The 14,290-nt window shown below is 34.3% G+C and carries 10 protein-coding genes and 1 pseudogene; 2 read left to right on the plus strand and 9 right to left on the minus strand.

Going from position 1 to position 14,290, the window contains the following annotated elements:
- Nucleotides 1-18: 18 nt before the first annotated feature.
- The 5 genes from ACDX78_RS05240 to ACDX78_RS05260 are packed head-to-tail and all read right to left on the minus strand — an operon-like array spanning nt 19 to nt 4,880.
- Nucleotides 19-1,065 (minus strand): dipeptidase, encoded by a 1,047-nt coding sequence (locus ACDX78_RS05240; protein WP_486025939.1) that lies wholly within the window; start codon nt 1,063-1,065, stop codon nt 19-21.
- Entirely contained in the window at nt 1,047-2,069 is a 1,023-nt protein-coding gene (locus tag ACDX78_RS05245) for an ABC transporter ATP-binding protein (protein ID WP_486025941.1), read from the minus strand. The genes ACDX78_RS05240 and ACDX78_RS05245 overlap by 19 nt, the downstream gene beginning before the upstream one ends.
- On the minus strand, nt 2,069-3,061 hold the full coding sequence (locus tag ACDX78_RS05250; RefSeq protein ID WP_486025942.1) for an ABC transporter ATP-binding protein: 993 nt from the start codon (nt 3,059-3,061) through the stop codon (nt 2,069-2,071). The genes ACDX78_RS05245 and ACDX78_RS05250 overlap by 1 nt, the downstream gene beginning before the upstream one ends.
- A gap of 35 nt (nt 3,062-3,096) precedes the next feature.
- Nucleotides 3,097-3,924 (minus strand): ABC transporter permease, encoded by an 828-nt coding sequence (locus ACDX78_RS05255; protein ID WP_486025944.1) that lies wholly within the window; start codon nt 3,922-3,924, stop codon nt 3,097-3,099.
- Nucleotides 3,921-4,880, minus strand: a complete 960-nt coding sequence (locus tag ACDX78_RS05260; RefSeq protein ID WP_486025946.1) for an ABC transporter permease — start codon at nt 4,878-4,880, stop codon at nt 3,921-3,923. Before ACDX78_RS05260 ends, ACDX78_RS05255 begins: the two co-directional genes overlap by 4 nt.
- A gap of 187 nt (nt 4,881-5,067) precedes the next feature.
- Here ACDX78_RS05260 and ACDX78_RS05265 point away from each other — a divergent pair, with 187 nt between their 5' ends.
- Complete coding sequence (locus ACDX78_RS05265; RefSeq protein WP_486025948.1) at nt 5,068-5,967, plus strand: LysR substrate-binding domain-containing protein; 900 nt, start codon at nt 5,068-5,070, stop codon at nt 5,965-5,967.
- A 286-nt stretch (nt 5,968-6,253) separates the two neighbouring features.
- Here the strand turns inward: ACDX78_RS05265 and ACDX78_RS05270 are convergent.
- From ACDX78_RS05270 to ACDX78_RS05280, 3 genes and pseudogenes are all read right to left on the minus strand, one after another.
- Nucleotides 6,254-7,578 (minus strand): annotated as a pseudogene (locus tag ACDX78_RS05270) (YfcC family protein).
- 17 nt (nt 7,579-7,595) lie between these two features.
- Nucleotides 7,596-8,573, minus strand: a complete 978-nt coding sequence (gene speB / locus ACDX78_RS05275) for an agmatinase (protein WP_486025949.1) — start codon at nt 8,571-8,573, stop codon at nt 7,596-7,598.
- Between the two features lie 145 nt (nt 8,574-8,718).
- Nucleotides 8,719-10,053, minus strand: coding sequence for a helix-turn-helix domain-containing protein (locus ACDX78_RS05280; protein ID WP_486025951.1), 1,335 nt, complete (start codon nt 10,051-10,053; stop codon nt 8,719-8,721).
- Nucleotides 10,054-10,284: 231 nt separating this feature from the next.
- Between ACDX78_RS05280 and ACDX78_RS05285 the strand changes: the two genes are divergently transcribed.
- Entirely contained in the window at nt 10,285-10,455 is a 171-nt protein-coding gene (locus tag ACDX78_RS05285) for a hypothetical protein (RefSeq protein ID WP_486025952.1), read from the plus strand.
- Between the two features lie 1,228 nt (nt 10,456-11,683).
- On the opposite strand, the gene ACDX78_RS05290 is transcribed toward ACDX78_RS05285, so the two are convergent.
- Nucleotides 11,684-14,155 (minus strand): ATP-dependent DNA helicase, encoded by a 2,472-nt coding sequence (locus ACDX78_RS05290; protein ID WP_486025954.1) that lies wholly within the window; start codon nt 14,153-14,155, stop codon nt 11,684-11,686.
- Between the last annotated feature and the right edge of the window lie 135 nt (nt 14,156-14,290).

Here is a 14,290-nt window from a genome sequence, read left to right on the forward strand (position 1 = left end):
TCCTTTTTAAATATTATATTATAGTTTTTCATTCCAATGCTCTTCCATTACTCGCATTAAATTTAATCCTAAAATTTTCTGGATATCATCATCTGATAAATCCAATTGAATAAGCCCTCTTATAACATTTTTGTACTGATCAACCCTTTTTAAATCTCTGTTGAAAACAGTTTCAAAGTACCATGGACTATCGTAAAGTAACTTTGTTTTTGTTTCCCAGTAAAATTTAGTGTAATATTCATATATATCTGTTCCTATTGAAATGTGATCTGGACCAACTATATCCAGTAAATATTTAAAATGTTCCATATAATCACTTAAGGTTGGTTGAATCCCTTCTGTGTGATGGGATAAAAATGCGTGTGAACTTAAACCAATTACACCTCCTTTTTTGGCAACACTTTTAATCATTTCATCTGTTAAATTTCTTTTTGTAGTTGGCGTAACCTCCCTTGCATTTGAATGACTAAATATACATGGTTTTTCACTTAATTCGATTGCCTCTAGACTTGTTTGTTCACCAACATGAGATAAATCGATTATTATTCCTTGTCGATTCATTTCTCGAACTGCTTGTTTCCCATAAAAGGTTAACCCATTATCTCTTTCTGCCATACACCCTGAACCAAAAATATTTGGTTCATTATAAGTAAGTTGACATATCCTTAATCCCAACTTATTTAAAATACTCCATTTATGAAAGTCGCTACCAATTGCTGACGCATTCTGTAGATTAAATATCACCCCTATTTTATTTTCCTTTTTTGCTGTTTCTATATCCTTTATAGACGTAATTTGCATCACTTTATCAGGATAGAAATCAAATAAATTATAATAACTATATATTTCTTTTAAAATCGAATCAAAGCTAGCAGCAGGGGATGCTATTGTAATACTTTGAATTGTAATTCCAGATTCAAGTAGACGATCTATATATGTTTTTCCATCTCTAACGGGAGGCTCGGGATTAATTAAATTTCCGCATAACCCATCTATAAAAATTGATTCACCTATTATTTTATCTACTCTTTCTTCTTCTAATTCACTTAATTGTAATTTAACCAATACTTCTCCTCCTCATTTAAATTTGTTCCTTCTTTGATTTTCTCAGCTTTCCAACATGCAACCATATGGTCTTCTTCATAAGATTCTAATATCTGTTCCTCTTCGGTGCATCTATTTTCAGCAAATGGGCATCTCGGTGCAAACCTGCAACCTTTTGGTGGAACTACTGCACTAGTAGCTTCACCTTTTAGTTTTAGTCGGTTTTTCTTTGGTTCAAATAAATCTGGTACTGATGATAGTAATAATTTGGTATATGGATGTAAATTATTATTTATTAGCTTTCTTGCAGGTAATATTTCTTTTATTTCTCCTAAATACATAACTGTTATTCGATCACATAAAAATCGAGCAGTTGCTAAATCATGAGTTATGAATAAAATACTAACTCCTTTTTCTTTATTAATTCTTTTCAATAAATTTAGTATTCCTGCTCTTATAGAAACATCTAACATTGAAACTGGTTCATCTGCTACAATAAAGTCTGGATCTACTATTAAAGCTCTTGCAATTGCTACACGTTGACGTTGACCGCCTGAAAGTCTATGTGGGTGTCTAGATAAATATTGTTCAGCTGGAGACAAATTAACTTGTTGCAATATATCTAATACTTCTCTTTTAACTTCTTTTTCATTTTCCATTAACCCCAAACTTCTAAGTGGTTCTGCAACAATGTCATAAATTGTCATTTTAGGATTAAGTGAATCAAATGGATCTTGAAAAATCATTTGTACGTTTTTGCGAAACTTTTTACGATTTTTTTTATTAAGTTTAGAAATTCCTTCATTATTTATTAAAATATTTCCTTCTGTAATATCTTCAATTTTCATTACCATTTTACCTAATGTTGTTTTTCCACAGCCGGATTCTCCTACTAACCCTATAATTTCTCCTTGTTTTATATCGAATGATACTTTGTTAACGGCACTAACAACATTTTTTTCCCCAAACAATTGCTTTAAAAAACTGGTTTTTAAAGTATAATTTTTGGTTACATTATCAAACACTACTTCACTAATAAAGAATCACCTCCTTTATTAAAATCTAATTCCTGTGCAAAATGACATTTTACTAACTTTTTATCATTTACATTACGCATTGAAGGTTTCTCCGAAAAACAGACATCCTTGGCATAAGAACACCTTGGTGCAAATGGACACCCTTTAGGTAAATCTTCCAAACTTGGAGGATAGCCTGGAATTTGTTCCAACTCTGCTACTTCTTGATATAAAGATGGAAAAGAATTTATTAACAATTTAGTATAAGGGTGATTACTTTTTTTAAAAACATCATCAGTTTTGCCAATTTCCATAATCTCTCCCCCATACATTACTGCGACCTTTTCACAAACTTCATCTACTACCGAGATGTCGTGCGATATCATTATCAATGTCAGATCAAATTCTTCTTGAAGTTCTAATAATAATTCTAAAACTTGTCTCTGAGCGACTACATCTAATGCTGTTGTAGGTTCATCTGCTAGTAATATATTGGGATAACATATTAATGCTAATGCTATTACTGCTCTTTGTTTCATTCCACCAGAGAATTCATGAGGGTATTCCATTAATCTTGATGGAGGGATACCAACTTTATTAAAAATCTCTTTTGCTCTTTCTGTAGCGTGTTTTTTAGACACTTTTTCATGTTCCATCAACGCATTAATAATTTGAACACCTATTTTTTGAACAGGATTTAAAGCTGTCATAGCATTTTGAAATATCATTGCAATTTCCTTCCATCTAATGGAACGAATCTCTTTATCAGTAGATTTCACTAAATCTTTATTGTTTATATTTATTTTTCCATCACTTATACGACCATTTTTTTCTAATAAATTTAATAAAGCATATGCAAGTGTACTTTTTCCACAACCAGATTCTCCTACAAAACCTAAACTTTCTTTTTTATTTAAGGAAAAATTAACATTTTGTACTGCTTTTAAATAATTATCTCCTATTTTATATTCCACTGATAAATTCTGTACATCAATAACCATTTTGGCACCTCACATTTCACTTTTTTTGTTACCTCTTAATCATGGATTCCTTGTTTAACATCAAGATTTCTTTCTAAAGCTGTTCCAAATAGATTAAAAGATAAAAGCATCATAGCAATTGCAAACCCTGGGATTAAAACTAACCATGGTGCTGATGAAATATGACCTTGACCAGATTGAAGTATTTTCCCCCATGAAGCAACTGAAGGGTCACCTAGCCCTAAAAATGATAGACTAGCTTCTATTAAAACAGCTTGTGCCATTTGTAGCATTGAATTCGTTAGAATTGGCCCCATACCATTAGGAACAATATGTTTAAATAAAATTTTTAACTTACCACTACCTGCAACATCTGCAGCATGGACGAACGACCTGTTTTTAAGAGTTAACACCTGTGCTCTCATAATTCTGGCATTAGTAGGCCATATGGTTAGACCAACTACAGCAATCATTAACGATACGTTAGAACCAAATATAGCAACCATGAGTATAATTAAAAATGTGACTGGTATTACATAAAATATTTCAAAAGTACGTGATAATAAATCATCAAAAAGACCACCAATATATCCTGATAAAGCTCCAAGTACTATACCAATAATTAAAGATAAACCTGCAGCACCGAGAGCGAATTGCATCGATACTCTACTGCCCCAAATAACCATATCCCATACATCTCTTCCCATTTCATCTGTCCCAAAAAAATGTTCTCCAGACGGCTGTTGGATAGGGGCCCCTACAGAATGAAGTGGGTTTCCTGGGCTAATAATAGGGGCAAAAACAGCAACCATAAATAATAATGCAAGAACAGAAAAACCTATTACAGCAAATTTATCCTTAAATAACTGTTTAAATCGTTTCATGAGTTCACCACCCTAGGATCTAGGTATGTATAAATTAAATCAGTTATTAAAGTTCCAATAATAACTAAAAATGTTGTAACTATAAATCCACCCATTATTAAGGGGTAGTCCCTTGCTGATATCGCATCAAATATCATTCTCCCCATACCAGGCCATGAAAATACTGTCTCCACAAGTAGGGATCCTGTAAACAATGTACTTAAAGACAATCCAGCTATAGTAACTGTAGGCAGCAATGCATTTCTTAATGCAAACTTTCTATAAACAACATTCTCACTATATCCAATTGCTCGTGCAGTTTTAATAAAATCTTCTTGGGCTACTTCTATAACAGAAGAACGTGTAATCTTAACGTATATAGGAAGTTGAACTAAAAACAAAGTGGTAGCTGGTAAAATTATATGCCTTAGTAAGTCTACAAAACCTGTATATTCACCACCAAAACTCTGCATACCTGAGCTAGGAAGTAGTTGTAAATTTACAGCAAAAATTAAAATTAAAATCATCCCTATCCAAAATGCAGGCAAACAATATAAAACCATAGTTATATTTGATATTGAACTATCTATTAATCTTCCACGATATTTTGCTGCAAGCGCTCCCAATATAGTGCCAACAATAATAGTGATTGTTTCACTTAATATAACCAACATTAATGTTACTTTTAATTTTTCTTGTATTACTTCTGACACAGGCGCATTATATGTATAAGATTCTCCCAAATCTCCTTGTAATAAGTTGGAAAAATATATTACAAATCTAGTGTGAAGCGGTTCATTTAAACCAAACGATTCTCGAAGCTCATCCATATATTCTTGAGTAGCATTTTCTCCAGCCAAAACAACTACAGGATCACCAGGGGCAAAGTTAATGATTAGAAAATTGAATATAACTACAAAAAGCATTACAGGTACCATTTGTAAAATTCTTCTAAGTAAGTATTTCCCAAACCCCATTATTTATCACCTCTTTTTCCTAAATCCTATCATTTCAAAACAAAGAAATATTCTAAAAAGATAAGTTTATTTTTTATTATTTAATAATTACAATACTTTATAATAATCAAATTGTACAATACTTACTATATCATGTTATTATATTTATAAAATATCGTATAGATTTTTAAAGGGGAATGATGATAATATGGAGATAAGACATTTGAAGTATTTTATAGCCGTTGCAGAAGAATTAAGCTTTTCTAAAGCTGCAAAAAAACTTAATATAAGTCAACCTCCATTGAGTAAACAAATAAAAGATTTAGAAGGTTCTTTAGGTCAAAAGTTATTCATAAGAAATAATAAAAAAGTAGAATTAACTGAAGTCGGAGTAGCTTTTCTATTCAAATCGTATAAAATTATAAAAGAGATAGAAGACACTAAGCAATACTTGAAAACAATTAAAAAAAATGAAAAAAAAGAGATATCAATCGGATTTTCTGAAACTGTTCTTGAAGATTTAATATCAATTGTTAGACCATTCAAAAAAAAATCTGATAATATTGACATCACATTGCATAGACTCAGCTCACCAAACCAACTATCTTCAATAGAAAATAATTTTATAGATATAGGTTTTGTATGTACACCAATATCACAAGGGCGCTATAATACATTAGTATTAAATAAACATCCTTATAATATCGTCTTACCAAAAGAACATTATCTTTCAAATTATAATTCACCTATATCAATTAACGAATTAAAAAATGAAACATTTATTATTTCACCAAGAAATGTCAGTCCAGCATATTATGACGCTGCATTTTCAGTCTTTAATATTAATAATTTTTATCCTACTAAAACAATTACTGCTTATAGTTCAACAGCTATAATTGCATTAATCACAGCTGGTCTAGGTATATCATTGTTACCATCTTCTATTCAACATTTATTTTCTAACAATAAAAAGATATCATTTAAAGAAATTAAAAAGACTTCTAGGATTGAAACATCTGTTATTTGGGATACATATAATACACCCCCAGAAATTAAAAAACTCATTCATTTAGCCAAAGATTTCCAAAAGAAAAACTTAGAGCTTTAATAAATCAATATAGTTCGGATGTTGCTCGGTTTTTTATTTAGCTTGCAAATTAATACTACAAATTGTTGTCATCAACCTATTTTTTAAGTTCAATGCTCTATCCCTTTTACTTACCGAAAACTCGACAATATAGGTATTTATTCGGTAGATCTATCTTTATATCCCTAAAAGCTTGTAGAGAAAAAATACCTATCTTCTCTACAAGCTTAATAGTTATAGTTATATTCAAACTAAGTGCTTATTCGCTTTATATATAGTAAAGCAACTAATAATCCCCACCACTACTTTAAAACGGGCCGTAAGATATCATATGTGCAATCATTACAAAAATAGCTCCAATTGCATACCAAATGAGAAGAATCGGAATAGCCCACTTGACCCACTTTGTATATGGAATTTTTGCTAGAGCTAACCCAGCCATAAACCAACCAGATGTAGGAGTCAGAATCTCAGAGACGCCATCCGCATACTGGAATGCAAATACCATAGTTTGCCTTGTAACACCAACCATATCAGCAATCGGAGTCATGATTGGAATAGATACAGCGGCCTGTCCAGTCCCTGAAGGAATAATAAAACTTATAAGGGAAAAGATTCCATACATTGCCTGTGCCGCAAGTACTCCCGGAAGACTTTCCAGGCCCATAGTAGCATATTTTAAGATAGTATCCATGATGTTTCCATTTTCCAGAATAATAAGAATTCCCCTTGCAAAACCAACAATCAAGGCGGCGCCATTAACATCGACATACCTATAAACAAGGCGGAAATCTCTGTCAAAAACCAATCATAACGGAATACACCAATCATTAAAAGAATCAAGGTACCTAAGGCAACTATAAATATCCCCTTTTCACACAGGCCAAATTTAGGCATACTTTCTAGGTCGAAGTCATTACTACGAGTTTGATCTATCTCATAAGTTACACTTTTTTCTGGATTTGCTTTTACCTTTTTTGCATAACGCATAACAAAAATGATGGAAACCAATACTGTTACACTAAACAATGCGACCCTAAGTCCCATTCCTGAAAATAGAGTAAGCCCGGCAATTGCTTGACCGACTCCTAGGTTAAAAGGGTTAACAAGGGAGGCAGCAAAACCAGACATCCCTCCTATAAATACAATAGCGAGGCCAGTAACTGAGTCATATCCCATAGCCAAAGCTAGGCTAATCATAATTGGTATAAAAATCAATGTCTCCTCTGCCATACCAATAGTAGCACCACCTAAAGCAAAAGCGAACATCAAGATCGGAATGATCCAAGGTGATTTACCGCCACCTAACCGAGTAAGACGCCCTAACCCTGCTTGCAATGCCCCTGTTTCTTGAAGTACGTTAAAACTTCCACCAATAATCAAAATAAAGAATATTATTGAAGCGGCATCTTCAAGACCCAACGGAACTGCAGACAAAAAATCCATTAGACCAACAGGAGTTTGTTCGACACTTGTATAAGAATCTGGATCAACAACTTCTCGACCATCTTCTAGTGTTATTGTATCAAAGCTACCAGCAGGTATAATATATGTTAGTACTCCAGCAAAAAAGATGATTATAAGCAATAATATATAAATATGGGGGAAATTAAATTTTCTTACTCTCCTCAAACACGGCCTTAATTTCGCTAATCATTAATCTCTTTATTTTTTAAAACAAAGGACAAAGCATCCAGCATAATCTGAGCAGCATATTGAGCAATCAACTGAGTGGAATCATACGGTGGTGACACTTCTACCATATCTAATCCTACCACCTCTCCTTTCTTAGTGATGGATTCTATAATGGGAATAACCTCCTCATAATAAAGACCAAAAGCTTGTGGACTTCCACAACCATTTGCTAAAGTGGGGTCTAAACAGTCAATATCAAAGGTAATGTAGTACTTTTTTGCCTCTGGTATTTTCTCAATAACACTTTCAACACCATTCAAACGGACTTCCTTAGATGTAACAATTGTGCTACCATACCTTTTTGCATCTTCAATATCAGAAAGTTGAGAACTACCGATACCACGAATTCCTATTTGTGCCATTTTACCAATATGATCCATTTCCGAAGCTCTTCTCATGGGACTTCCTTGTCCCTCTCTAATTCCAAAGGGGGCAAAAGAAAAATCCATATGGGCATCGAACTGAATGACACATATATCCTCAAAGTTGTCAAAAGCCCGTAGTATTGGAGTAGTGATAGCGTGGTCACCACCAATGACGAAAGGTATGGCACCTTTAGAGAGAATTTTCCGCACAGCCCCTTCGCAGTTTTTGAAGGAAGGTTCATATAGGGTGTGGAGAACATCAACATCTCCACAATCAACAATATTCCATTGCTTGCCAAGAAATTCTTCCTCTCGTACCGGGTCATACCAACCTTCATGTGCGTAAGCCCAGTATGTTGATGCCTCTCTCACCCCTCTTGGACCGTACCTAGCCCCTCCTCTTACTGCAGTACCCATATCATAGGGCATGCCAATTATCGCCACATCCGCATCCAAATTGTCTAGGTCCAGGCATAAGGGGCTCATTAAAAATGAGGGAATTCCTACAAAAGAATTTCCCATCATCCTAGACCCTTTAGTAGTAAATGGATAGTTTTTCATGTCCATCTTCTTCACCTCCATAAGAATTAAGTGAATTTTAAATAATCACTTATTTTTTAAGATAACAATTCCTCTTTAATATTTACAGGTATTTTTTTAATCATTTAATGGTCATCTTTATCATCTTAAAGACTTTTTTAGCATCATTGAGTTAATTAACGTTATTTTCTTTTGGAAGGAATAATCTGCTAATTAATGTAAAACCTTCTTCCTTTTCAGAAGTAACGTAAATTACATCTCCTTTAGAAAAAGAAATAAAATGGGTTTTAGATCCTTCATTCTCATTTGCTAAAACAATATGTTTGTTTTCAACGACATTGGATGGATTTTTAACATAAATTTCTAAAGAGTTTCCACTATGATAAAACCATATCTCATCTTGAGTTATTTCTACTACTGATCTAAATCTGGTCATAAAAATTGAATAATATTGATTTAGGAAATTTATTAATTCAACAGAGCTGACACAATAACCAGGCTGTACTTCCGACCAATTATATCTCTCCTGAAGTAGGGATAGGCTAGTAGATAAGTTGTTTTCTTTAAGAGGTTTTCTTCTTGCTTCTATTAGATGCTTGGCAACGTAATGTGATTGGATATTCAAAAACTTGGTAGTGAAGTTTCCATCGCTAGCAAGCTTTTTTTTAAAGACTGCAGGTGTGCAACCCATATGTCTTTTAAAAGCCCTATAAAAATTTTTACTATTGGAAAAACCGCTCCGTTGCACAATTTCATAAGATTTAATTGAGTGATCATTTATAATAAACCTAACAGCATTTGTGATACGGTAGTATTCTATAATACTCGTGAAAGTCCGTTTGTACCTCTTTTTAATTTCGGCAGAAATATATTGAGGTGAAAGAAATTCAAGGTCAACTAGGTTGTTCAATACAATTTTTTCAGAGAGGTGATCTTGAATATAATAATCAATCCGTTGAAATCGCTGGAGTACACTATTGTTAAACTGAGGTAAATAACTTAGGTGTTTTTTTATATCATCGAAGTGTTCTAAAATAAAATTGCAAAAAAACTGCAAATTATGCTTGATAATTTTGGAGTTATAACTTGTTGTAAAATCCTGTAGTAGATCCAAAAACATACTTTTAAGTAATTCCTTTTTTCTATTATTTTCTTGTGTAGTATGGCGCTCAGAAGCAATGAAAAACTGAGTTGACGCTACATTCAGAATTATTTTATCGATATTGAGATTTATTCTGAATAGATAATTGTGGTCAATCTCCATTATCAATACGGTATTATCAGAAGTAATTGCAATTATTTCAGAAGGTTCGTTTAAATTGATAAATTCAAGGTCATTTTCATTCAAAATAGAACTGCCAGAAACGTTAATTATTTTGATAGAACCTTCAAAAACGTATATAAGTCTGAGGTTTTTATTTATATGAAAAGGGTAATGATGAATCTGCTCAGCAGTAATGCTTAAGTAACCCCAACTTATTTTAGTTTCATTGAAGTAATTTTGCATTAATATCACTCCCTCGTATTATAAAGACTCTCAGTATTTACCGAGCCATTTGGGGTGAAGGATTTCCCACCCCCATCACTTTCATTTCCTCCCACTTTTGTAATCAATTTTTCAAACCGGATAAATTGTTAAAGAATTGTCATAAAATCACTCAAAACCCCTTGACTTCTTAAGCCCCGAATAATCGTAGTTGGATATTTTTCCTTACTACCATGATTTAAGGTGTTTATATTGAAACCAGTTTTTGTTCCACACGATGCATACCAGAATTTTGTAATGAATCTGCTTCAAAAACATTATTCTGGTGGTATTCCCACACCCGTAAATGATGACTTACCCGTGATCACCAAACTCTGGATTACAGATCTTTCCGAAGTAATAAAGATGCTGGGTGATGCTTAAGGAAAAACACGGTCTGCTACCTCGGCACCCAACTTCCATGATGCGATGCTACTTTTATTGTGGTAAAAACTTGCAAAAGGTTGGTACATTTCATTGGATATAATTTAATTGATAATCAATTTCACTGTTGACAATCCCGTAATGTCAACAGTAATTCCCTTACAATAGTAAGATTAAGATTTCATTTATTTTATTTCATTATGTTGACCTTTAAAGATTCAGTTTTTTTAGCTGTCGCAGTGCATAAATTCATTGCTTTCATTAAATTTTTATATGTTAACACATTTCATACCTTTTAATTGAAAAGGGGGTTAAAAAAAGTTTACAAGGATATATGGTTATAACATATATTATGGTTAGTCCCCCATAACGGCCACTTTTAAATATACCCATTCTATATATTCTTTATGGCAAGCTGATAAAGTTGTAAAAAGAAAAAAACAGCACAAGCCTATACCAGAACTCTCTTTATAAAATCTCCCCGTAAATAACTTTTCCATTATGGCCCAACAATGGCAATTTGAGGCTGCCTTTTATTCCAGACTTGCACCCTATCGTATTGTTGAACTTCTGAAACCTTGACTTGTTACGTATAATCATCGTCGTAATGCGAAGCAATTACCTGCATATTTTCTGCTCTCTCCTCATTTAATTAAGTGAGGTGATATCATGAAAAAAGAATCTTTTACATAATTAGTACTCTGATCGTTTAAATTACTATCTTGATGGTCTTCGGCAAAATAAGTCCTTATACATAGGTGAGAACAATAACTAAAAAGTACAAATCAAATCAGAATTGAATTATTTAGCCATTAATCAAGCCATTAAGGTCATCCCTAAGAACCATAGTAGTCAGTTCCCAATTCAGCTAGAATACATAATATATGAGCAATATAATGTTATGAGTCGTGGATCATTACACCCTGATCAGCAATATACTTATCTTTCTCTAAAGTGTCCAGGCTGCAAGTACTATAAAGCTGATAATATTGTTATTCTGATAACTTACAGTAGTCAGTCGAAAAGGTCAGATTAAGGAAGCATCGTTACTAAGACATTTAATACGGTCTTGTCCGCAATAGTCCCGTTTGTTGAAGACTGAGATTTATAGTCTGTTATGCTTTAGATTCACTATGCTTAACATCCTACTTCAATCCTGTTTATTTCAATTTTCCTGAAAAATAAAAACTGAGAATCATAATAGATTTCCAGTTTTTTCGATTCAAATTTATTTAGACGGTTTAAATTCACCATTGTATAGAATTGTTAAAGGAGTGACATTCACCCAGCAGTGATTCGGAGATTCTGAAAATGATATTTGATCTGCGTCATATTTTTCTTCGAAGTATTGGACTATTTCATCCTTTATTTTACTGCTGCAATTTCCATTACACCCGAACTTTGTACATTTCGGTAAAAACGTTCTCCGTTTTGTCGGCACAAAAGCCGTCAAAAGTGCCTTTTCTTTTTCATCCCTAAACGGGAAGTCATCTTTGATGGGTTGTATGTCTTTCCATTCAAAATAAAGCGCAGACACAAACTCTATATATAAGTCCTCCACATACCTACCCTTAATTTTTGGAATACCTTCTTCCTCACAAACCTTTTTGACAAACTCCCTTTGCCTCTTAGTCACGCCATTGAGTTTCGGCTTCTTTTCTTCGGCTTTTTCGTTCGTTGTCTTCTGATCCGCTGCTTTGGATGATTTCACAGGACGATTAAGCGCTGGAGGTACCGTGATCAGCTCATCCGAATACGCTGAGTAGTCAGCCTCTGAACCCCTCTCGACTTTTCTCGCGTAAAACGCTTCAACCTCAGACCAATCCCTGGTAAGGGTGTAACCCTGGTCAGCGAGAATTTGTTGGACAGATTGTCCGTATTGTTTCGATGTGAATACGCGCTTGTCCAAAATCGTCACAATCCCAAAATCTTTTATGCCACGAATCAACCGACCGATGGCTTGGTTGAGTTTGTTCACCATGTGCGGGAACCTGATGTAATCGAAAAAATCGTCCCCTTCATATCCTTGACCGATCAACTCTAGGAACGGGTCATCGTTCACTGGAAAAGGTAATTTATTCAATATAACGGATGTAAGAGAAACACCGGGGATTGAAAAACCAGAAAAGTAACTTCCACTTCCGACTAGTACACTGTCTACATCTTCACGGAAATTCTTCGTCAACTTTTCAACTCCGTATTGCCCCTGTTTGAAAAGGGTCACGCTTAAATCATCAGTCACCAGCTTTAATCTTTCATGGAAAACGTCCATATGTTCTTTCGAGGTGTTAAGAAGGAGCGTTTTCCCTTCTGTAAGACGAATTAACCTTTCAATGGTGTCAAATACACCGTTTACAAACGATTCTTCCCTGGGTAGAGGTATGTCTGTCGGCACGTAAATCTTTGATTGATTTTTGAAGTCAAAGGGTGTAGTGAATTGCTTGGTGACAACCTTCCTCCCCTTTAACCTCCACTGCTCAATCAGACTATCGAAATCACCACCTACGGTCAGCGTTCCCGACATGATGATGATTTTGTTTCTCCGGCTCAAGTATTCCATCATCCACCTAAAGTCCGTCGGAAAGGTATCAGAGATGGCGCTGAATTTACTGTTTTCATAGTCCACCCATGTCACATACCCTTCATGTATGAACGATTCTAAGGTTTCCGTCCATTCGTCCAATTCCATTGCTTGCTGCGAATTTCCTATACCCGATTCGTAATCATTAATGGATTCATTTAATAGATCATAGACGGATTTAAATGCCCTAATGGTAGATTCAGGGATTTTATACCGCCCCTGTGAAAACCCCTTTAATTCACCAGAAACTCTCTGGAAATCCCGCTGGATCAAATCCATTAATTTTTTGAATTTTAATTTATATTTGGTCTGCAGAGATTTTGCTATCCCACGAAACCTTCTTAGTGAAAAAGATTTTTCCAATCGCCCAAGGAAATTCTCTAGGAAATGATGGGCTTCATCAATCACAATGACTCCCTGCGTAACAGGGATTATGGGAGTTCGGTCATTGTTGATATTTAGGTACGACTGAATCAGCTGGTCATGATTCGTAATCATTAAATCATTGGATGGAGAGAAAAAGCCTTTTCTGTGACTTATAGTTGTACAGACCTTATTCAACTCACATTGATCGCATTCACCCTTAGTGGCTTCCAATTCCACTTTCCGCCACTGATTATCAGATAACTCTACTCCATACTCGTCCTCCAATTCACTCCTCTGACCTGTATTGGACCTTTCAAAAAACTCTTGAAGGCTGGTTCTCTCTCTGGGGGAGAAAGCTCCTTCCTTATTTTGCAGGAATCTTTTATGACAATAATAATGAGCCTTACCCTTAGCCACAACCGAATTCTCCACTAAGGAAAGATGATTAAGCAGCGGGACCTCACTGCCCATAAGCTGACCTTGCAAATTTATCGTCGCCGTCGCATAAAGCAACGAACGTGAATTAAATGTGTCATTTTTCAGTTCGTTTAATACGGGAACCATAGCCCCAAGGGATTTCCCTGTTCCCACCGGTGCCTCTATAATCATGATTTCGTCCGAATTGTCTTTCTGGACGAAATCCGCAATGTCCATCGCCATTTGTACCTGAGACGTTCTTATCGAATCTGATTTGTAATAAACCGGTATCTTTTTTTCAAAGTAATTAAATATTTGCTCGTACTTTAACGTCATAGAATTAAATCCCACTCCAATATAAGTATTCTTATATATTATACCACCATGTTCCTGAACTTCCCATTTTCATAGGTTATATGGAATATGATAAAAGATCCTGAATACTGTTGTATTACATGATACGTAAAAATG

This window comes from Virgibacillus oceani (assembly GCF_041521345.1).
GTDB classification, from domain to species: Bacteria; Bacillota; Bacilli; order Bacillales; family Amphibacillaceae; genus Virgibacillus_N; species Virgibacillus_N oceani_A.

Bases quoted from the DNA above. Each gene is read 5' to 3' on its own strand.
- ACDX78_RS05250 (WP_486025942.1), bottom strand. From the start codon at position 3,061: ATGGTTATTGATGTACAGAATTTATCAGTGGAATATAAAATAGGAGAT.
- ACDX78_RS05255 (WP_486025944.1), bottom strand. From the start codon at position 3,924: ATGAAACGATTTAAACAGTTATTTAAGGATAAATTTGCTGTAATAGGT.
- ACDX78_RS05260 (WP_486025946.1), bottom strand. From the start codon at position 4,880: ATGGGGTTTGGGAAATACTTACTTAGAAGAATTTTACAAATGGTACCT.
- ACDX78_RS05265 (WP_486025948.1), top strand. From the start codon at position 5,068: ATGGAGATAAGACATTTGAAGTATTTTATAGCCGTTGCAGAAGAATTA.
- speB (WP_486025949.1), bottom strand. From the start codon at position 8,573: ATGGACATGAAAAACTATCCATTTACTACTAAAGGGTCTAGGATGATG.
- ACDX78_RS05280 (WP_486025951.1), bottom strand. From the start codon at position 10,053: ATGCAAAATTACTTCAATGAAACTAAAATAAGTTGGGGTTACTTAAGC.
- ACDX78_RS05290 (WP_486025954.1), bottom strand. From the start codon at position 14,155: ATGACGTTAAAGTACGAGCAAATATTTAATTACTTTGAAAAAAAGATA.